Origin of the sequence: Bacillus sp. FSL P2-0099 (assembly GCF_038007445.1) — a bacterium.
In the GTDB taxonomy this organism is placed as follows: domain Bacteria; phylum Bacillota; class Bacilli; order Bacillales; family Bacillaceae_G; genus Bacillus_A; species Bacillus_A mycoides.
On sequence record NZ_JBBOXE010000001.1, the window covers coordinates 4292383 to 4312742 of the forward strand.

The window sequence follows — 20360 nt, forward strand, 5'->3', positions numbered from 1 at the left end:
AAAAACATTACATACTAACGTTTATATAGTAACTTTTATTACCTGTAAAAACTTGAACATATCATACCACATGTGATAATCATTTTCATTGAAGAAAATGTAAAAAAACTGTGAGTTAAATGTGAAACGCATTCATTCGAATATAGAATAAATCCGTTTCATATTGTTTATATACTCCAAATGTACATGTCTCCTCATCGGTTAACCTCGCTTCTCGAACAACTTATTCTAACGTTTTGTCATGGTTAATAAACCCGTAAAATAGGCGTATTGTAAACATAAGTGCTACATTTCCATCTACATAATCTATCAATCCAACATATGATTTTACACCACTATATAAAAAGGATTCTACTAGTTTCACCCCCCCAAACTTATACCAACCATTTACAATATGTGTAATATGCAATTTTGCATATTGCTTAATTTCCGCTACGCTAAAGTATACTCTCGGCTCATTTAAGTCGTACACATCTTCTCCTAACTCTTCCATTACAAATTTCCTCTCCTATAAGTCCATTTCATATATACCCGTTTCTTTCAAAAAATCAGCTCTAGTTAAAGCGACTTTCTGTAAATATTGCCTATACGCTGTAATTGTTCCATCGTGTGCAACGATACAAATTTTTTCTGCTTTTAACTGATAGCACCAGTGCAGAAATTCATCTACTATTTGCTGAAATTCCATCTCCAAGATGATATTGACTCCCTCATTCCATAACAATTCATTTCTACTTTCTTCTAATGAAAAATGTGGAAATAAGTTTTGTATTATCTTTCGATCTAACAATTGATCGCACGGTAATGTTTTGGCGGATTCCCGATAAGGAAAAATTCGCGGGGATATATATGGGTGAACAATTTTTTGACAAGCAACTTCCGCACTCCATATTGTCGCAGTTTGTAAAGTTCGAAGTGTAGGACTAGCGATTAATATATCCTTTTCTTGTAATGGTACATCGCACTGAAGCAATTCAGCCTGCTTCTTTCCCACGCCCGTCAATGGCGGATTCACTGCTTGTAAACTTAATGGTAAATCTTTCGTATGTTCACCTTCACCATGCCGAACAAAAATAAGTTTCATTCTCCTCTTCCTCTCACTAGAAAATGTTCTCACATATTTCTTCCCTATTTTTTTCTTTACTCCTGCTATTTTAAAAAGTAGAATGTAAAAAGTGTTTGACATCAACATTTGGAAAATATTACAATTATATATGTAAAATATTTTTTACAAGAAGAGGAGGATTACAAATATGAAATGGATTATCGTCTTTATGGGAATGATCATATGGGGATACATAAATGGCTTTTTTAATAGTGATAAAACTGCTAATCCTTGGATTACAGATGATGAGCGTGAAACAAAAATTAAACAAAAAGCAATTATCGCAAGCTGGTCCGGTGTTTTCATATTTTGTATCATTAACCTCTTAAACAAATGGTTAGGTTTAGGAACGAGCGATACATCACCTTACTTACCATCTTCTGTCGCAACTATTTTAAAAGAAAATGTAGAGTTACAAGTTTTACTTATGTTATTCATTACGTATGGACTATTTTACTTATACTACCGAAGAAAACTAAGCGCTTAACTTTTATCTCATGATTATCCTCCTAAATGGTTATAGTAACTAGGACGCAATGAAAAAAGGAGAGATATAAAAATGAGTAACTCAAATGACTTTTTAGATACATTACATGAAAAACAAGCAAAAGATGAACAAAATAGAAAGCGCCAAGGGAACGGAAACCCTGCGAAAAAAAAGCCAAATAAAACACATAAATAACATTGAAAAACCTACCTGGAAATTATATTTCAGGCAGGTTTTTTTACTCGTCTTTAACCGAAACGACATCTTCCCAATTCCATTTCTCATAATACCACTCTGGTACATCTATATTTTCAATCCATTTCTTTTCATGTTTTCCATCGTTATGAGCAAGCCATACATCAGCTTTCTTACGATTTGAACGGAGCCACATTAATTGGTTGCTTTTCTTACTAAAAATAGGGTTATAATCGCCTTGGCTATTGGATGGCTTTGTAATTTGATGTTGTTCATCTGTTGTACTATTTATTTCATATAAAGATGGTAGTGGCCTTTTTTCTAGAGGGACCGATAGCTCTGCTTCCTTTGCCCTTGAAACGATAATTACATTCTCGTTCTTCCATGTGAAATCCCAATCAACATAGCCTTTTGGAGTAAATGTATTTTGCTGGAGAGCCGGCAATTCTTTTATTTTTAAATGCTTATTCTCTAAAGCAACTCTCCCGCTTCCTTCAATATAGGCTAATATATTTTTTGATGGCGCCCATTTGAACCATTGTGTGTTTAATAACATTTGATCTACTGTTTCAAAACGACTGCCGTCTGATCGAATTAAGCAAAGGGTATTACTATCAGCTGACAAAGAAGCTGTTGGTACTGCCAAAAACGAAATCCATTTTTGATCTGGCGACCAATTAAATCCACTTCCAACTAATGCCAAAAAGTCATCATGCTCATTCGGTAGTGCATATAAATGCTTCATCTTATGAGGATTCATATTTGCATCCTTTTGTATTTCATATAACTGAGCACCTGTCCATCCTGTTGGAAGCAAGTACGCTTCTGATGATACAAGAAACTTCTTACCATCAGGATACCATGCATAGTCACCTACACCATTAGCTACGTTTTCAAAATCTGCTTTCTTTTTTTCAGCATCAAATGTATTTAATGTGCGTGCAAATACAAATGCAATTATATTCTCTGTTGGTGACCATTGATAATTCGATGCTTCTGATTGAGATGGTCTAACTTTCTTTCCATCTTTTAGCCGATACAGTTCAAAGTGGTTTCGCTTCTTTCCTTTTGCATATGCAAGCCATTCTCCATTATGTGACCATTTCGGCCCTGTTATGTACTCTCCTTTTGTAATTTGTTTTTCTTTTTCACCGACTTTAATCCATAGATTATGATTACGAATAAAGGCAACTTTTACTCCATTGTTTTCTGCGCTAGTAATAGAACTTGAACAGAAAAAAAGGAACAAAATTACGATTCCACTTACTATAAACCTTTTCATATAGCACCCCCATTTCCCCCTTTAGCATTCCTCATATTCCGCTTACTGTATGCAAATTTTAGCCATTCGACATAATTCCAAAAAATTTCCCAAGAAATTTTCAATTCAAAGAGGTTTGGTATGAATTATGTCGAATGTATAGTTTAGCCAACATCCGTTCCTATAATTAACGATAAAAATGTAATATTTATTTTCAGAAAATTGGCACTTTTTATTAAAGGGAGTTTCAATGAAGAAAACTACATCAACACTATTAAGTATGGCGCTCGTCTTTTCGAGCTTTGGAGCATTAAGCGCCCATGCTGAATCACTGCACAAAGAGAAGCAATTTAGTCCACAGTTAAAAGCAAATATTGAACAATGGGGAGAAAACAAAATCGCGCAAAATGTTGAAACAAAAACATCAAAAGAAATTTCAGTTATTGTAGAATTGCAGCAGGCTCCACTCGCTTCACAAAGTAACATTCAACATGCTCCGGACCTACAAAATAGCAATGTGCAATCATACCATGCACAACTAAAAAAAGCACAAGAGGATACAACAAAGAAAATAAAAGAAAAAGCACCAAAAGCAACCATAAAAGAAACGTATAGTACGTTATTTTCTGGATTTTCTATTTCTATCCCAGGGGATCAAATTGCCGCTCTAGCTTCTTTACCTGAAGTAAAAGCAATTTATCCGAACTTAACATATAAATTACATGAAACGTCAAAAAGCCTAGCAGATCAAGAAACACCAAACGTTGGAGGCCCTACAGTTGGTGCACCTGAAGCTTGGAATTTAAAAGATCCGACTGGCAAACCCCTTGATGGAAAAGGGATGAAAGTCGCTATTATCGATTCAGGTGTCGACTATACCCATCCTGATTTACAAGCAAATTATATCGGTGGCTATGATACAGTCGATGAAGATAATGATCCGATGGATGGAAATGTCCACGGTACCCATGTTGCTGGAATTATTGCGGGTAACGGAAAAATAAAGGGGATTGCTCCGAATGCTTCTATACTCGCTTACCGTGTCATGAATGATGGTGGTACCGGTACGACCGATGATATTATTCAAGGTATTGAGCGAGCTATTCAAGATGGTGCCGATGTTTTAAATCTATCTCTTGGTCAAGATTTGAATGTACCTGATCAACCTGTAACAATGACGTTAGAACGCGCAGCAAAACTTGGTGTTACTGCAGTCGTCTCAAATGGAAATGATGGACCAAAACCTTGGTCTGTTGACGCTCCTGGTAACGCAAGTAGTGTCATCTCTGTTGGTGCATCTACTGTTTCTATTCCATTTCCAACATTCCAAGTAGCTGGTTCCAATAAATCTTACCAAGGATTACCGTTATCAAAATCAGATTTCCAAGTAGGCAACGATGCTCAGCTTGTATATGTTGGCTACGGTAATTCAAGTGATTACGCTAAACAAGATGTGAAAGGTAAGTTCGCCCTTGTTTTACAAGGAACTTCAAGCACGTTAGTAAAAGCAAAACAAGCGAAACAAGCTGGCGCTCTTGGCGTGCTACTAATTTCTAACGAAAAAGAAATTAATCTTATGCCCGAATATTTTGCACGTGAAGATGTAGCTCTTCCAGTTATGCAACTATCAAATACAAATGGCGAAGAGTTAAAAACTTTAATTACAAAACGAAAGAAAAATATAAAAATTGGACAACCAAAGCAAACAGAACTTATTGGTAACTTTAGTTCAAGAGGACCATCACAAGGTAGTTGGCTAATAAAGCCTGATATTGTTGCACCTGGAGTACAAATTACTAGTACAGTGCCGAGAGGTGGCTATGAATCTCACAACGGAACAAGTATGGCTGCGCCACAAGTGGCGGGAGCCGTTGCCCTGCTGCGTCAAATGCATCCTGATTGGACGACAGAACAATTGAAAGCAGCTCTTGCCAACACTGCAAAAACATTAAAGGATGTCAATGAAAATACATATCCTGTCATGGCACAAGGATCTGGTTTAATTAACATTCCAAAAGCAGCCCAAACAGATGCATTAGTGAAACCTAACAATGTAAGTTTCGGTCTTATTAAACCTAATAGCGGAAAAGTGAAGTTAACACAAAATATTACATTACAAAATCTTTCTAACAAAAAGAAAAACTTTTCAACTCGCATTGAATTACTAGATACAAAAACAAAAGTCCAGACTTCTTTCTCTTCTTCTATTAGTGTGAAACCTAATAGTAACATCGAAAAGCCTTTTACTATTAATGTAGATAGCTCCTTACCACAAGGTGTATATACGGGAAATCTATATGTGAAAGAGCAAGGTAAGACTGAAGAAATGCGTATTCCATTTACGTTTAGCATTGATCCGAAAGAATACAAACGTATTGATGGTCTTGAAATCGTTAATTCTACTTTTAGTCCAAATAATGATGGAATACTAGATGACAACCTGATCAATTACTATTTAGTTACACCAGTGGAGGATGTAACATTTCACGCTAATTTAATTACGAAAGACCGTGTAACATATCAAGGCATGATACATCAAGGTAAAAACGAAACACCTGGTTATAAATCTTTCAAATGGAATGGTACGAAAACCGACGGATCTCCTCTACCTGATGGCTTATACCAAATCGAAGCTGTTGCTTCTAACTCTGGTGGAGAAACGAAACAGACAGGAGCTGTGTTTGTCGATCGTACTGCACCGAAATTATCGTCTGAAGTAGATCAAGAAAACCTCGTAATTAGAGGTAAAGTAGATGATATACTTTTGGATTGGATGGCAGAATCCGGATGGGTTGCTCCAGGACATCCCGTAACGATACAGTATGAAATTAACGGAAATGGAGCATGGGAAAGTGCATACCTAAATCCTTGGGAGAAAAACTATGAAATTTATTTCGATCGTAGTCAATTACAACAAGGAAAGAATACAATTCATATTGTAGCAACCGATGCAGCTGGAAATAAATCTAATTTAAACGTCGATTTAGAAGTGAAATAATAAAATTATTGTTGACAAGCTTTTAAATATAGTTTTATAATACAAAACATAGTTTAGTTGAACGAATTATATATCGGCTTTGAAGGAATACTAGTAGCGACTTATATCCCTGTCTCAGAGAACTGATGGTTGGTGCGAATCAGTACATATACAAGCGTGAATTACAATTCTGGAGCTTCTTTCCCGTAATGCTTTTTATGCATGAAGAGAAAGACGGATCTTTCCGTTATCTTAAAGTAAGTGGTAAACAATTAATTGTTTACAAATAGGGTGGTACCGCGATTTTTATCGTCCCTATCGGATTTTCCGATAGGGGCTTTTTTGCGTCCTTCCCTTTTAAATAACTTCATATATACGCGTTGAAAGAATCGCAGTAGTATCTTGTATCCCTGTTTCAGAGAGCTAATGGTCGGTGGGAATTAGTACATATATAAGTACGAATTACAATTCTGGAGCTTCTTTTTCGTAGTGCTTTTATGCATGAAGGAAAAGACGGGATTTTTCCGTTATCATTAGTTGAGATGTAAGTATATTTTCACTTACAAATAGGGTGGTACCGCGATTTTTTCGCCCCTATCGGATTTTCCGATAGGGTCTTTTTCTATTTCTCACACAAACAGTTGTTAAATAATTCCGAATCTTATGATAAGATTTTATAAGCGCTTACAATTCTGAAAGGAGGTGGTACAAGCTATACAAAACTGGTATTCATTTTTATAGAGAAAAAGGAGGCCGTCTAAATGACAAAGAAAAAAGAAATTCCATCACATTTAAAACCATTCGTATCCACACAGCATTATGATCAATACACACCGGTGAATCACGCTGTTTGGCGTTACATTATGAGACAAAACCATAGCTTCTTAAAAGATGTTGCTCATCCATCCTATGTTAACGGACTACAATCATCTGGTATTAATATAGATGCAATTCCAAAAGTAGAAGAAATGAATGACTGTTTAGCACCAAGCGGCTGGGGTGCCGTAACGATTGACGGACTTATTCCCGGCGTCGCATTCTTCGATTTTCAGGGGCATGGATTACTACCAATCGCAACAGATATTCGTAAAGTAGAAAATATCGAGTATACACCCGCTCCTGATATCGTTCATGAAGCTGCAGGCCACGCACCGATTTTGCTTGATTCTACATATGCAAAATATGTGAAACGCTTTGGACAAATTGGAGCGAAAGCTTTCTCCACAAAAGAAGAACATGATGCTTTTGAAGCCGTTCGTACATTAACGATCGTAAAAGAAAGCCCTACTTCTACACCTGAAGAAGTTGCAGTTGCTGAAAATGCTGTAATCGAAAAACAAAACTTAGTTTCTGGTTTATCAGAAGCAGAACAAATTTCACGTTTATTCTGGTGGACAGTGGAATACGGCTTAATCGGCAATATAAATGATCCGAAAATTTACGGTGCTGGTCTCCTTTCCTCTGTCGGTGAAAGTAAGCATTGCTTAACAAACGCTGTAAAGAAAGTCCCATTCTCAATTGAAGCTTGCACCGGGACAACTTATGATGTAACAAAAATGCAACCACAGCTATTTGTTTGTGAATCATTTGAAGAATTGACTGAGGCCCTTGAGCAGTTCTCTACAACGATGGCATTTAAAACAGGTGGAACAGAAGGATTAGAAAAAGCAATCCGCTCCGAAAATCATGCTACAACTGAGCTAAGTAGTGGATTACAAATTACGGGTACATTTACAGAGACAATTAAAAATGATACTGGTGAAGTTATTTACACACGAACAAGCTCACCAACTGCATTAGCAATTCATAATAAACAACTAGCAAATCATTCTACATCTGTGCACAGCGATGGATTCGGGACACCAATCGGATTACTAGATGGAGATATTGCATTAGAAAATTGTACAGAAGAACAATTACAATCATTAGGCATTACAATTGGAAGCAGTGCAGAGTTTACTTTTGCAAGTGGCATTCATGTAAAAGGAACAGTAACAGACATTGTAAAGAATGATAAAAAAATTGCTCTTATCTCCTTTATAAATTGTGCAGTTACTCATAAAGATCGCTTATTATTTGATCCTTCATGGGGAGCATTTGATATGGCTGTCGGCTCACAAATCACTTCTGTATTCCCAGGAGCGGCAGATGCGGCTGCATTTTTCCCGATGAATGAAGAAGTACAAGAAACGCCTGATCCACTTGTACTGAATAAGCTTGAACGTATGTATCAAACTGTTCGAGATATACGTAACGATAGTATTTTACACGATACTCATACTGATCAATTAATAGCTATTCAAGAAGTATTAAATAAATTTCATCCGAAAGAATGGTTGCTTCGTCTCGAAATTTTAGAATTGCTTTTAGAACATAACAAAGGACACGAAGCATCAGCAGCATTATTACAACAACTTTCTACTTTCACAACTGAAGAATCTGTAACACGTCTTATTAACAATGGTCTTGCGTTACTGCAGGTAAAGGATGTGAAAAATGATGCTACGATTAACTAATGAAGAAGTACAAGAGGAATTAACAAAGCTGGATAAATGGACAGTGAAAGATGAAAAATGGATTGAAAGAAAATATATGTTTTCCGACTACTTAAAAGGAGTCGAATTTGTCTCTGAAGCCGCCAAACTATCAGAAGAACATAATCACCACCCATTTATCCTTATCCAGTATAAAGCAGTCATTATTACTTTGTCATCATGGAATGCAAAAGGTTTAACGAAACTAGATTTTGACCTTGCAAAGCAATTTGATGAACTATTTTTACAAAATGAAAAAGCTATTATAAGAAAGTGAAAAAAGAGAAGCCTTTTTAGGCTTCTCCTTTCACTTTAAAATGTATACAATGTCCAAACGGATCCTTGGCCTGTAATATTCCATCTTTATACGTAGCAACTACGCCAATATATTTTAAACTTTCACACACTTGCTCTTTTTGTTTTTCATCTGCTAGTACAATTGCGAAATATTTCAAACCAACGGAATTTGGCATTTGTGGTGGTATACCTTCACCCTGCCATGTATTTAAACCGATATGGTGATGATAACCACCTGCTGATACGAACAACGCTCCATTACGAGCTGGAATCGTTACATCAAAACCAAGGCCATCAACATAGAAATGTTTCGCTTCTTCTAAGTCAGCTACATGTAAATGAATGTGCCCCATCACAGTACCAGCCGGGAACCCATTCCATGTACTTCCTTGCTGTAATAATCCTTCGCCGTCTAACGGGTTACTAACAAATGGTAGCTCTCCATTTTCATCATGCCAAACTTCTTTTTGGCGATCATGATAAATTTCAATCCCGTTTCCATCTGGATCAGCTAAATAAAGAGCTTCACTAAAGTAATGGTCAGCCCCACCATGTAATGGGTGTACTCTCTCAACAAAATGCCGAAGAATATTTGCTAAGTCTTGTCTGTTTGGTAATAAAATTGCATAGTGATATAAACCAGTTCGACCTCTTTGCTTCGGAAGAGCATCTTCCTTTTCTTCTATTATGAGAAGTGGCTCATTGTCCTCATTACCAAACGTAACGATTGTACTTTTTTCTTCCAGTACCTTCATACGCAATACTTCTGTATAAAACTCTAGCGATTTCTTTAAATTTGATACATATAAATGAACAACCCCAAGTGTTGTTTCGGGATGAAGTGGAAAGCCCATTTTGTTATACCCCCATTTTAATTAATTCTTCTTTAACATTTTCTCTTTTAAGAAATTATCTACAAAACCATTAGCTTTCGCAACAAATAAATAAGCACCCATCGCTAATAATGCAAGTTCTAACTCAAATCCAGGATTTTTCCCGTCTCCTAACAAACCAGCTGACCATTTTACTTTCACAATCGCTCCAACCATAACAAGTGCAAATAATAAGCCAATATACCTTACGCCTAAACCTAGAATTAACAATAGACCTCCAACTAATTCAACTGTTGCTACACCGTATGCAAGTCCTCCTGGTAAACCAATGCTTGTAAACCACCCTGCAATATTGTCAATTCCTGATTGGAATTTTGTTAAACCGTGCATAAAGAACGTTACCCCTAACACGATACGAATAATTAAGTTACCAATATGTTGATTCATTTCTTTCTCTCCTTTATAGTTTTGTTATACAAAACTTTTATTCACATTACAAAACATACACTAATTATTTTTATTCGTCAATTAATTTTTCATGAGAAAAAATATTTTTTTTTTGCTATGATACAAATAGTTGTTTACAAAAAGGAGCATGATTTTATGAATATCGGTTCTGCGATTCGTGAAATTCGTCAACGTAGAGGAATTACGATTGCCCAAATTTGTGAAGGAACAGGTCTTTCTAAAGGCTTTATGAGTCAGGTTGAAAACAATAAAACATCACCATCTATCTCAACTTTAGAAATGATCGCTAATTTTTTAAATGTTCCCCTTCCATATTTATTGTTAGAACAAAAAGATCGTTTGAAAATTGTAAAAAAAGAAGAGCGTAAATACAGTGTGTATGGAAAAGATGAACAAAGAATTGAGCATGTTGCGGAGCAAGGTGGTCTCCGCCTATCTCTAGTAGAAATTTCTGCCGGATTCCCGAAAGAAAACTCACCAAATGCTCATGAAGGTGAAGAGTGTCATCTTGTATTACGCGGAAAACTAGAAGTTCAACATGGAGAAGATATTGCGATTGTAGAAGAAGGTGATTCTTTCTCTTGGAATGCATGCGTTCCTCATATTGTTCGCAATATAGGTGAAGAATCTGCATTATTACTTATCTCTAGTCATGCGGAAAATCGAAAACGTGTTTACTAAACGATAAAAAAGAAGCCTGTTTCGTAACAGGCTTCTTTTTTATTCCCTTATAATTCCATAACTCGTCCCAACTAGTACGGTCTTTTCATGTTGATTGCGATAAACTGACTCAATTGAAACTTTTTTATATCCTTCCATTTGCTCAATATTTGTTAAAGTTAATTCACAAGTAACCGTATCTCCTGTAAAAACTGGTCTAATAAACTCACTTACTAATTCCCTCGCTATGTAATGTAACTCTTCGCCTACTTTCGTCCCAATGCTAGCAGTCAATAAACCATGGACCATTAATCGTCCATTCTCATCATATTCCATATGATGTCTACCTTTATCGCCTGTAATATTTGCAAATTCAAAAACTTCTTCCTCGGTAAATCTTCTTTCGTATTTAAATATATCCCCAACTTTTACATTCATTTTTATCCCCCGTTTAATAAACTGAATTTTCTTTTATTTTACCACAAAATGAGTCTCAGTTCAGTTTATATTATTAAAATAACAATCCTTTTTCTTTATTACCTTATAAGTTATCGATGCCCTTCCTTTTTTGCCACTTGATACCCATAGTACGCACATGTTCCATTTCTTGATAACTCTCTTACTTCAAAATCACAACTTCTATAAAAATCAAAATTGTTAGCGGACGTATGCGCAAACCAATCGCCATGCGGAAGCTTTTGTAAACAAAGAGCTACAAGTTTCTTACCTAACCCTTTCCCCCTATACTCACACTTCACAACTAAATTTACTATGTTAGCAACCATGATTTGATCAGAAATCACTCTAACCATCGCGACCATTTCTTCTTCATCCCAAATTGTGAAAGCCCATGTTGAATTTTCAAATGCAATCGTAAACTTTTCAATTTGCCAAGAAGGGATATTATCATTACTCCAGCCAGCATCTTCAAATAATGTCTTAATCGCATATGCTGGCACTCCATTCGTTCCTTCACGAATAATTAGTCCATTATGATAAATATACATGTAATCCCTCCTTTTATTTTTTATATACCATTCTCCAAAAAATGCAATTCACCTTTTTTCATCCAACCCGCTTAATGGAATAAACGAGAACATCCATCTCATGAAATGAAGTTGTTTTCTCATAACTAAGCCCTGTTTTTCTAGCAACAAATATTGAAGCTGGGTGGTTCGGATTAATAAGTGAAATTAATTTATTCATTTGTAATGCTTGAAAACCATAGTCTCGAAAAGCCGCCGCAGCCTCTTTCGCATACCCTTTCCCCCAATATTTAGGAAGTAGCCAATAGCCAATCTCAATTTCCTCTTTTCCATCTACCTTCTGCTTGACAAGTCCTGCATGACCAATTCTTATCCCTGTTTCCTTTTCAATCATTACAAATAAACCGAGACCATTTTTATAATTTGGAAGTACCCTCTCCTCCAAACTTTTTTTACATTGCATAAATGTTTTTAACGTTCCATTTCCAATATAGCGCATTACCTTCTCATCCCCCCATAAAGAAGCATAAAATGGTAAATCATCCATTGTATATTTGCGAAATTGTAAGCGATCTGTATGGAACACTCTTTTATTCACTCCCATCATTTTGAACCTCATTACATAACAACATATTTCAAACTACGTAAGTGTTGAATAATTCATATCAAGAAAGTTACCAAAAAGAAAGAAAATTCAATCTTATAAAAGTGTATTATATCAAAAAAAAGCAGTAGACAAAAGAGTGTCTACTGCATCCATATCATAACTAGTATAAAGAAAACTACAATTGAGGGGGTGTAGGATTTTCAAATATACTAGATACTTATCCCGTTCTAACGGGCGGTAAACCTTCCAATCCTTTGAGTGGAAAGTTTACCGCACATAAGAACTTTGCGGTCATTAAGAAAGCACTGTTAAGTACTCAAATACACGCTGAGCTTTTTCTCCACCCATTCGTGCATGTTGAAGAAGAGAGATGCCATGTGGGCCAGATGCACGTAATGCTTCTGGTTGTGCTACTAAAATGGCTTGTACGACTTCAAGTTCACCCAGCATAGCTGCTGCAAAAATATCCATCCGAGCTCCCTTTTCCAGTAAATAAAGAGCAATATCTTTACGGCCTACATGGGCCGCTGCTCCTAAGGCACTTTCCCAATCTGAGCCACCCCAATTATAAGAAGCATGAAGTAAGCTCGGTGATTCGGCCAAAAGCTCCTGTACTCTTTCTAGATCTCCGTGAGCTGCCATAACAAATTCCCTTACTAACTCAGTGGTAATACGCTCGTCTGTTTGCATCTCTCTTCTCCCTTTTCACAAATTCGTTTCGGTGTAAAAAATGGCTTGTCACTCCCTTGGAATATATCAACTTCAATTCCAAATACACGCTGAAACATTTGATGACATAGTACTTCTTCTGGTACGCCATCATACTGAATCTTCCCTTGTTTTAATACGAGTAAACGATCGCTATATTGAGCCGCTTGATTAATATCATGTAAAACCATTACAATCGTCATACCAAACTCTTCGTTTAATCGTTTAACAAGTTCCATTACTTCTAACTGATGGACGATATCTAAAAAGGTTGTTGGTTCATCTAATAGTAAGACATTTGTGCGTTGTGCAAGCGTCATTGCAATCCAAGCACGCTGCCTTTCTCCTCCTGATAAGGATTGTAAAAGACGATATTCATACCCTTCAAGCTTTGTAACAGACAATGCCCAATCAACAATTTCTTCATCTTCTTTATTTAAGCGACTACTCCATGATTTATGAGGACCTCTTCCGAACTCTATTAGTTCTTTCACTGTTAAATCTAATTGATGATCGTGCATTTGTGGTAACATCGCTAATTGCTTCGCTACATCTGCACTCTTCATCGTATAAATATTTTCCCCATCTAAAATGATGTCTCCTTCGCTTTGTTTAAGTAGCCGTGCTATTAAACGAAGCAAAGTAGATTTCCCCGATCCATTCGGGCCGATTAAACTAACGATTTCTCCAGCTTTAATATGTACATTCATATTTTGCATTTGAAATCTTTCAGAATGTGCGTAAAACACTTTGTTAACGGAAATCACGTTGTTTTCCTCCTCTATGGATTAAATATAAGAAGAACGGACCACCTAAGAAGGACAATAAAATACCAACAGGCAATTCGATTGGATCGAACCAACTTCGAGCTATCGCATCCGCAAAAACAAGTAATATCCCACCGCCAAGGCATGATAATGGCAGTAAATATTTATAGTCATTTCCAACTAATAAACGTAACATATGCGGTACAACAAGACCGACAAATCCAATAAGACCAGAAACACTAACTGCTATTCCAGCTAACATTGTACTTACTACTATTAAATAAAACCGACTTCTTTCCACGTTATACCCTAATAATTTTGCCATTTCATCCCCAAGCATTAATACTCGAATATGTTTAATACCGAAGAAAGCTAATATAATAGCGAATATCGCATAGTAAATAATCATATTTAAATGTGCCCAACTAACACCACCAATACCACCAGCTAACCACGGTAAAACTGATTGTACTTTGTCGCTATGTAATAACATTAGCGCCGAAGTCGCTGCACCAATTAAGGCGTTTATTGAAACACCTACTAATACAATTCGTGAAGGTGGCGCCCCCTTTTGCCATGATAGTGCGTAAATGACCATTGCTGTAATAAAAGCTCCTAAAAACGCTCCTAGTGGTAAGAATGCCATATGTTGAGGAAATAAAATCATGATTATAATTGCTACAAGACCTGCTCCTGATGAAACTCCGATAATTCCAGGATCTGCAAGAGGATTTCTCATAACCCCTTGCAATAATGCTCCTGATGCAGCTAAACACGTTCCTACTATAAAACCAACGAGCACTCTCGGTATACGAAGATCCCATACAATTCGATGAACTGTCGAACCTTCATCTTGTATACCTTCTATAATGTCTCGTAAAGAAAAAGATAAGCTCCCTGCAAAAAGGCCATAAAAAAGACCTAGAACAGTTAATACGACTAAAGTAACTGTTATTATCCACCTTTTTCTCGCAAAAGGATGTTCCTTTTCTCTTACTATTTCACTACTCTCCATACTTATCATTTCCTTACATCTTGTATACTTTTATACATAAAGTCCATCGCTTCTGTAACTTTTGTCCCAGGATTTGATCCAAATAAATCTGGTGGTAAAATAACTACACGATTTTGTTTTACTGCATCTAAATTTTTCCATGCTTCATTTTTCATCATTTCGCCTTCAAATGCTTTTTTCACACTATTGGGATCTCCATGTGTAATTAAATAAATCACATCTGGATTTGCTTCAATAATACGTTCTACACTTAGCTGTGCATATTGCGGATACTCTTTCATTTCTGGAAAACTAGCTGCGATATTTTTCCCGCCTGTTTTTTCTAAAATATCCCCTGATAGAGATGTTGGTAATGCTGCTAAATAAGTGCCTGGTGCTCCATAAACTAGCAACGCTTTAACGTCACTCTTTTTCTCATATTTCTTCATTTGATCATTAATTTTTTGGTTAAGCTCTTTTGCTTTATCTTCTTTCTTCATTACTGTTCCATACATTTCAATACCCTTTTGAATATCTTTTACAGAGTTGGCTGAAGAAATGATTACTTTTGTTCCTTGTCCTTCGACCGTTGGAATGTTCTTTTGGAATCCATTGTTAGCAACAAGTACATCCGGTTTTAAACTAGCAATTTGCTCAAAATTCGGTTGATGTGCATTCCCGATTACTTGTGCTTTCTTTAATTCCTCTGGGAGAGTTAATTTTGTATCCGGACGACCTACTATTTTTCCACCTAAAGCATGAATAATATCCATGTCTCCCATACTCAACGTAGCAAAACTTTCAGGAACTTTATTGAATGTTATCGTTCTGTCTGAGAGATCGGTAATTTCGATTTTGTCTGTTCCTTTGTCTGTTTTTGTTGCGGATGCTTTTTCGTTTTCTTTTGCACTGCAACCTATTAATAAGAAAAAAATAGATAAGATCGCTGTGAACAGCGTAATAGATTTGTTCATTCTTTCACCTCTAATTGATAATAATAATCATTAACTACTATTCTACTTTAATTGATAAAGATTATCATTGTCAATATGAAACGCATACATTTTCTACAAAAATGAAAAAACGCTACAAAAAGATTTCTTCTTTTCGTAGCGCCCTATTTAACAATTTTCTTCATATTCGCTCTCCTCTAATTGATCACGCATCGTTCTAACACGCTTAAAGAAGAAAAAAGCAAGAACTAAAAATACAATAATACTCCCCATCATAACAAAAGACTGTACCATACTTTTTATTCCACTTGGAATTAATAAACCGATCATTAAAAATGTACTTATAGCTAAAAGTACTTGTGCAAACCGGGTATAATCTGCTATTTTTTCTTGTAATTCTTTCATCTGCTTATCACTCCCATCCTCACTTTATCACATTCTATCAAGCTTAAAGACAAGTAAATAGAACCAATCTGGGAGATGTTTTCCAAAGTAAAAAAGAGCCGCTTACTCGCGGCTCTTTTTTATCTATTATACGCCTTTATATGCTTCCATATAGATTTCCTTCAGCTCTGAAATGAGCGGTAATTTTGGATTAGCTGTTGTACATTGATCTTCAAAAGCTCTTTCTGCTAATAATCCAACAACCCCTTCAAATTGGTCTTTAGCAACTCCTTGTCCTGCAATACTCATATTTATATTTAAGCTTTTTCCAAGCTCAATAATTGCTTGGACGAGTGATTCCACACCTTCCGCTGTTGAGCTTGCTGGAAGCCCGAGCATTCTCGCAATATGTTCATAGCGTTCATCAGCCACAAAGTGCTCATATTTTGGGAACAATGCGTGTTTTCTTGGCTTAATAGCATTATAGCGAACTACGTGCGGCATAAGAATTGCATTCGCACGTCCATGCGGAATATGGAATTCCGGTCCAATTTTATGCGCTAAACTATGAGTAATACCTAGGAAAGCATTTGCAAATGCCATCCCTGCGATTGCGGAAGCATTATGCATTTTTTCTCGTGCTTCTTCATCATTTCCATCTTTATATGCTCTCGGTAAATATTTAAATACGAGATCAATTGCTTTTAATGCTAAACCATCAGTATAGTCATTTGCCAGAACAGACACATACGCTTCAATTGCATGTGTTAATACGTCCATACCAGTATCTGCCGTCACATGAGGTGGTACTGTCATTACAAATTGCGGATCAACAATCGCTACATCTGGTGTTAATTCATAATCCGCAAGCGGGTATTTAATATTATTTTTCTTATCTGTAATAACCGCAAATGGCGTCACTTCTGATCCCGTCCCTGATGTTGTTGGAATGGCAACAAATTGTGCTTTATTTCCCAAGTTCGGATACTTACATGTACGTTTTCTTATATCTAAAAACTTCTGTTTTATTCCATAGAATGTCGTTTCTGGGTGCTCATAGAATAGCCACATCCCTTTTGCTGCATCCATAGCTGAACCGCCACCAAGCGCGATAATTACATCTGGTTTAAAGCTTTTCATCATGTCCGCACCTTTAAATACAGTTTCATCTGATGGATCTGGCTCAACTTCAAAGAAAACTTCAACTTTCACATCATTTGCATGCTTACGTAAATAGTGCGTAACTGTATCTACATAACCGTGCTCAACCATCCCTGGATCCGTTACAATAAATGCGCGGGAAATGTTAGGCATGTTTGCTAAATATGCTGTCGCATGTTTTTCAAAATAAATTTTGGGTGGTAATTTGAACCACTGCATATTCTTTTTTCTATTTGCCAACCTTTTTATATTTAATAAATGAGTCGCCGTTACGTTTTGGGAAACTGAGTTTTTCCCGTAGGAGCCACAACCAAGCGTAAGTGATGGAATAAATCCATTATATATATCACCAATTCCACCTTGTGATGAAGGTGCATTTACAATGAGACGACAGGCTTTCATACGTAACCCAAATTGTTTTTGTACTTCTTTATTTGTAGAATGGATAACCGCTGAATGCCCTAGGCCACCAAGCTCTAACATTTCTTCGCAATATGTAAATCCTTCTTCTAATGAATTTGCTTTTACACAAGCTAACACTGGGCTCAGTTTCTCACGAGATAGTGGATACGCTGCTCCGATGCCTTTAATTTCAGCTACAAGCATTTTTGTATGTTCAGGTACAGTAATTCCTACTAATTCAGCAATATACTGTGCTGATTTCCCCACAATATCACTATTTACTGCACATGTATTTTCATTAATAACAAGCTTTTCTAATTTCTTTCTCTCTTCCTCTGTTACAAAATAACAATTATTTGCAATCATTTCTGCTTTAACATCATTATAGATTTCCTTATCTACAATGATGGCTTGTTCTGACGCACAAATCATACCGTTATCAAATGTTTTCGATAAAATTAAATCATTAACAGCGCGTTTTACATGTGCCGATTTCTCTATATAACATGGTACATTACCTGGCCCTACACCTAGCGCGGGTTTACCAGTAGAATAAGCCGATTTCACCATACCAGCCCCTCCAGTTGCTAGAACGAGTGCGACACCATCATGGTTCATTAATTGTTTCGTTGCTTCCACAGAAGGTCTTTCAATCCATTGAATACAATGCTTTGGTGCACCAGCTTTCACTGCTGCATCATATACTGTTTTTGCCGCTGCAACGGAACAGTTTTGTGCAGAAGGATGAAATGCAAAAATAATTGGATTTCTCGTTTTTATCGCGATTAATGCTTTAAACATTGTTGTCGATGTTGGGTTCGTTACTGGCGTTACACCAGCTACTACACCGACAGGTTCTGCGATTTCTATTATTTCTTCATGAGGATCTTCATGAATAATTCCTACCGTTTTATCTTTCTTTATACTATGCCAAATATATTCAGTGGCAAAAATATTTTTTATGCATTTGTCTTCATAGACACCACGGCCCGTTTCTTCAACAGCCAATTTCGCAAGCGGCATATGTTGATCGACACCCGCAAGCGCCATTTCATGAACAATGTTGTCAATTTGCTCTTGTGTAAAACTTTCTAATGCTTGTAAAGCTTCTTGACCGTTATTTACTAACGTATCAATCATCTCTTTTACCTCTTGCATTTCATTTACAACTTTCTCTTTGACTACCATGTAAATTTCCTCCTATTCTGTTATCACGGTCTTTATAAGTCCCTATAGGTCATAACAAGTCCCGATTAGCGAAAAAAAATAGAGTTACCGTCCTACATGAATCTCATTGTTTGTGAAACATTTCACAAGTTTGTTCGTGAATAACATTTCATGAATTCAATATACATGAAATCATTTCATTTGTGTATGTCTAATTTGTGAAATATTTCACAAATTAATATAATAAAATGCACTGCTCTATATTAGCAGTGCATTTTTATTATGCTAGTGCTTGTGCCAAATCTTCAATTAAATCTTCTCCATCTTCAATACCAACAGAGATTCGAATTAATGTATCTGTAATTCCTAATTCTTTACGGCGATCTGCTGGGATTGATGCATGTGTCATTTGTGATGGAATCGAAATTAAACTTTCTACTGCTCCTAAACTTTCAGCAAGTGTAAAGTACTGTAACTTCTCAAGTACTCTATTTAATGTTTCTTCACTATCTACATCGAATGAGATGATTGCACCAAATCCGTTCGCCTGTTCTTTTGCTAATTCATGATTTTGATGTGATTCAAGACCTGGATAATATACTTTATTTACTTTCGGATGGTTATTTAAAAACTCAGCAATTGCGCGTGAATTTATTTCATGCTCCTCCATACGAATTCCTAATGTTTTTAAACCACGAAGTAGTAAGAAGCTATCTTGTGGGCCAAGAATACCTCCTGTTGAGTTTTGTACAAAGTGAAGGTCTTCTGCTAATTGCGGGCTATTTACAACTACTAGGCCTGCAACTACGTCACTATGTCCTCCTAAATATTTCGTTGCACTATGAAGCACAATGTCTGCTCCTAAAGAAATTGGCGACTGCCAATATGGCGTCATGAATGTGTTATCAATAATTGTTAATAAATCTTTTTCTTTAGCAAGAGCAGATATTTTCTTAATATCAGTAATTTTTAGTAATGGGTTCGTTGGTGTTTCTACATAAATCGCTTTCGTATTTGGACGAATCGCTTCTACAACTTCCTCTAGGTTTGTTGTATCTACAAATGTATGCTCAATACCGAAGCGGTTTAATACTTTCGTAATAACACGGTACGTTCCGCCATAAACATCATCTGTTAAAATGACGTGATCTCCTTTTGAGAACAACATAATTGTTGCTGTAATAGCAGCCATTCCTGAACCAAATGCAAATCCAGCATGACCGTTTTCTAATACAGCAATCATTTCTTCTAAAGCTGCACGTGTTGGGTTGCCTGTACGTGAATATTCATATCCTTGATGCTTACCAACTGCTTCTTGTTTATACGTACTTGTTTGATAAATCGGTACGTTTACAGATCCAGTTGAAGGTTCTCCTATGCGAATACCATGAATTAATTTTGTCTTTGCTCTCAT

20 protein-coding genes, 1 pseudogene and 2 other annotated features are annotated in these 20360 nt (G+C 36.3%); of the genes and pseudogenes, 6 read left to right on the forward strand and 15 right to left on the reverse strand.

Translation table 11 applies throughout. From position 1 onward, the window contains the following. Window positions 1-223 precede the first annotated feature (223 nt). Both MKY90_RS22220 and MKY90_RS22225 read right to left on the reverse strand, forming a co-directional pair. Window positions 224-508: pseudogene (locus tag MKY90_RS22220) on the reverse strand (delta-aminolevulinic acid dehydratase); the annotation flags it as partial. Continuing rightward, the gene (locus MKY90_RS22225) at window positions 509-1084 is read right to left on the reverse strand and encodes a histidine phosphatase family protein (RefSeq protein WP_002129176.1); all 576 of its coding nucleotides are present in this window, start codon (window positions 1082-1084) and stop codon (window positions 509-511) included. A 169-nt stretch (window positions 1085-1253) separates the two neighbouring features. On the opposite strand from MKY90_RS22225, the gene MKY90_RS22230 reads away from it, so the two are divergent. Continuing rightward, on the forward strand, window positions 1254-1592 hold the full coding sequence (locus tag MKY90_RS22230; protein ID WP_002167648.1) for a hypothetical protein: 339 nt from the start codon (window positions 1254-1256) through the stop codon (window positions 1590-1592). A gap of 72 nt (window positions 1593-1664) precedes the next feature. After that, window positions 1665-1787, forward strand: coding sequence for a DUF4023 domain-containing protein (locus MKY90_RS22235; protein WP_000071861.1), 123 nt, complete (start codon window positions 1665-1667; stop codon window positions 1785-1787). A gap of 43 nt (window positions 1788-1830) precedes the next feature. On the opposite strand, the gene MKY90_RS22240 is transcribed toward MKY90_RS22235, so the two are convergent. After that, window positions 1831-3069, reverse strand: a complete 1239-nt coding sequence (locus MKY90_RS22240; protein ID WP_050000296.1) for a TolB family protein — start codon at window positions 3067-3069, stop codon at window positions 1831-1833. A 229-nt stretch (window positions 3070-3298) separates the two neighbouring features. On the opposite strand from MKY90_RS22240, the gene MKY90_RS22245 reads away from it, so the two are divergent. The 3 genes from MKY90_RS22245 to MKY90_RS22255 all read left to right on the forward strand — a co-directional run bounded on the left by MKY90_RS22245 (window position 3299) and on the right by MKY90_RS22255 (window position 8836). Further along, window positions 3299-6046, forward strand: coding sequence for a S8 family peptidase (locus tag MKY90_RS22245; protein ID WP_341092565.1), 2748 nt, complete (start codon window positions 3299-3301; stop codon window positions 6044-6046). A 70-nt stretch (window positions 6047-6116) separates the two neighbouring features. Then, window positions 6117-6345, forward strand: a binding site (T-box leader). Between the two features lie 51 nt (window positions 6346-6396). After that, window positions 6397-6624, forward strand: a binding site (T-box leader). A 162-nt stretch (window positions 6625-6786) separates the two neighbouring features. After that, complete coding sequence (locus tag MKY90_RS22250) at window positions 6787-8541, forward strand: aromatic amino acid hydroxylase (RefSeq protein ID WP_002167645.1); 1755 nt, start codon at window positions 6787-6789, stop codon at window positions 8539-8541. Beyond that, window positions 8522-8836, forward strand: coding sequence for a 4a-hydroxytetrahydrobiopterin dehydratase (locus MKY90_RS22255; protein ID WP_002167644.1), 315 nt, complete (start codon window positions 8522-8524; stop codon window positions 8834-8836). The genes MKY90_RS22250 and MKY90_RS22255 overlap by 20 nt, the downstream gene beginning before the upstream one ends. A 16-nt stretch (window positions 8837-8852) precedes the next feature. On the opposite strand, the gene MKY90_RS22260 is transcribed toward MKY90_RS22255, so the two are convergent. Both MKY90_RS22260 and MKY90_RS22265 read right to left on the reverse strand, forming a co-directional pair. Next, a complete protein-coding gene (locus MKY90_RS22260) occupies window positions 8853-9710 on the reverse strand; it encodes a VOC family protein (RefSeq protein ID WP_098167987.1) in 858 nt (285 codons plus the stop codon). A 21-nt stretch (window positions 9711-9731) separates the two neighbouring features. Further along, complete coding sequence (locus MKY90_RS22265) at window positions 9732-10136, reverse strand: DoxX family protein (RefSeq protein ID WP_002015248.1); 405 nt, start codon at window positions 10134-10136, stop codon at window positions 9732-9734. Window positions 10137-10292: 156 nt separating this feature from the next. Here MKY90_RS22265 and MKY90_RS22270 point away from each other — a divergent pair, with 156 nt between their 5' ends. After that, window positions 10293-10838 carry a helix-turn-helix domain-containing protein gene (locus MKY90_RS22270; protein WP_002015249.1) on the forward strand — a complete coding sequence of 182 codons (546 nt, stop codon included), beginning with the start codon at window positions 10293-10295 and terminating at the stop codon, window positions 10836-10838. 39 nt (window positions 10839-10877) lie between these two features. On the opposite strand, the gene MKY90_RS22275 is transcribed toward MKY90_RS22270, so the two are convergent. The 10 genes from MKY90_RS22275 to MKY90_RS22320 all read right to left on the reverse strand — a co-directional run bounded on the left by MKY90_RS22275 (window position 10878) and on the right by MKY90_RS22320 (window position 20360). Next, entirely contained in the window at window positions 10878-11255 is a 378-nt protein-coding gene (locus MKY90_RS22275; RefSeq protein ID WP_002015250.1) for a MaoC/PaaZ C-terminal domain-containing protein, read from the reverse strand. A 110-nt stretch (window positions 11256-11365) separates the two neighbouring features. Further along, the gene (locus MKY90_RS22280; protein ID WP_002015252.1) at window positions 11366-11824 is read right to left on the reverse strand and encodes a GNAT family N-acetyltransferase; all 459 of its coding nucleotides are present in this window, start codon (window positions 11822-11824) and stop codon (window positions 11366-11368) included. A gap of 58 nt (window positions 11825-11882) precedes the next feature. Then, window positions 11883-12410, reverse strand: a complete 528-nt coding sequence (locus tag MKY90_RS22285) for a GNAT family N-acetyltransferase (RefSeq protein ID WP_002015253.1) — start codon at window positions 12408-12410, stop codon at window positions 11883-11885. Window positions 12411-12704: 294 nt separating this feature from the next. Next, window positions 12705-13100: an ankyrin repeat domain-containing protein gene (locus MKY90_RS22290; RefSeq protein WP_002129192.1), complete on the reverse strand. Its 396-nt coding sequence runs from the start codon at window positions 13098-13100 to the stop codon at window positions 12705-12707. Beyond that, window positions 13067-13885 carry an ABC transporter ATP-binding protein gene (locus MKY90_RS22295; protein ID WP_002129193.1) on the reverse strand — a complete coding sequence of 273 codons (819 nt, stop codon included), beginning with the start codon at window positions 13883-13885 and terminating at the stop codon, window positions 13067-13069. The genes MKY90_RS22290 and MKY90_RS22295 overlap by 34 nt, the downstream gene beginning before the upstream one ends. Continuing rightward, a complete protein-coding gene (locus MKY90_RS22300) occupies window positions 13872-14900 on the reverse strand; it encodes a FecCD family ABC transporter permease (protein WP_002015259.1) in 1029 nt (342 codons plus the stop codon). The genes MKY90_RS22295 and MKY90_RS22300 overlap by 14 nt, the downstream gene beginning before the upstream one ends. A gap of 5 nt (window positions 14901-14905) precedes the next feature. Continuing rightward, window positions 14906-15853, reverse strand: a complete 948-nt coding sequence (locus MKY90_RS22305) for an ABC transporter substrate-binding protein (RefSeq protein WP_215599329.1) — start codon at window positions 15851-15853, stop codon at window positions 14906-14908. Between the two features lie 147 nt (window positions 15854-16000). Beyond that, window positions 16001-16237: a YrhC family protein gene (locus tag MKY90_RS22310; RefSeq protein ID WP_002034123.1), complete on the reverse strand. Its 237-nt coding sequence runs from the start codon at window positions 16235-16237 to the stop codon at window positions 16001-16003. A 126-nt stretch (window positions 16238-16363) separates the two neighbouring features. Continuing rightward, a complete protein-coding gene (gene adhE, locus MKY90_RS22315; protein ID WP_098167985.1) occupies window positions 16364-18967 on the reverse strand; it encodes a bifunctional acetaldehyde-CoA/alcohol dehydrogenase in 2604 nt (867 codons plus the stop codon). A 259-nt stretch (window positions 18968-19226) separates the two neighbouring features. Further along, window positions 19227-20360: a bifunctional cystathionine gamma-lyase/homocysteine desulfhydrase gene (locus MKY90_RS22320; RefSeq protein WP_098167984.1), complete on the reverse strand. Its 1134-nt coding sequence runs from the start codon at window positions 20358-20360 to the stop codon at window positions 19227-19229.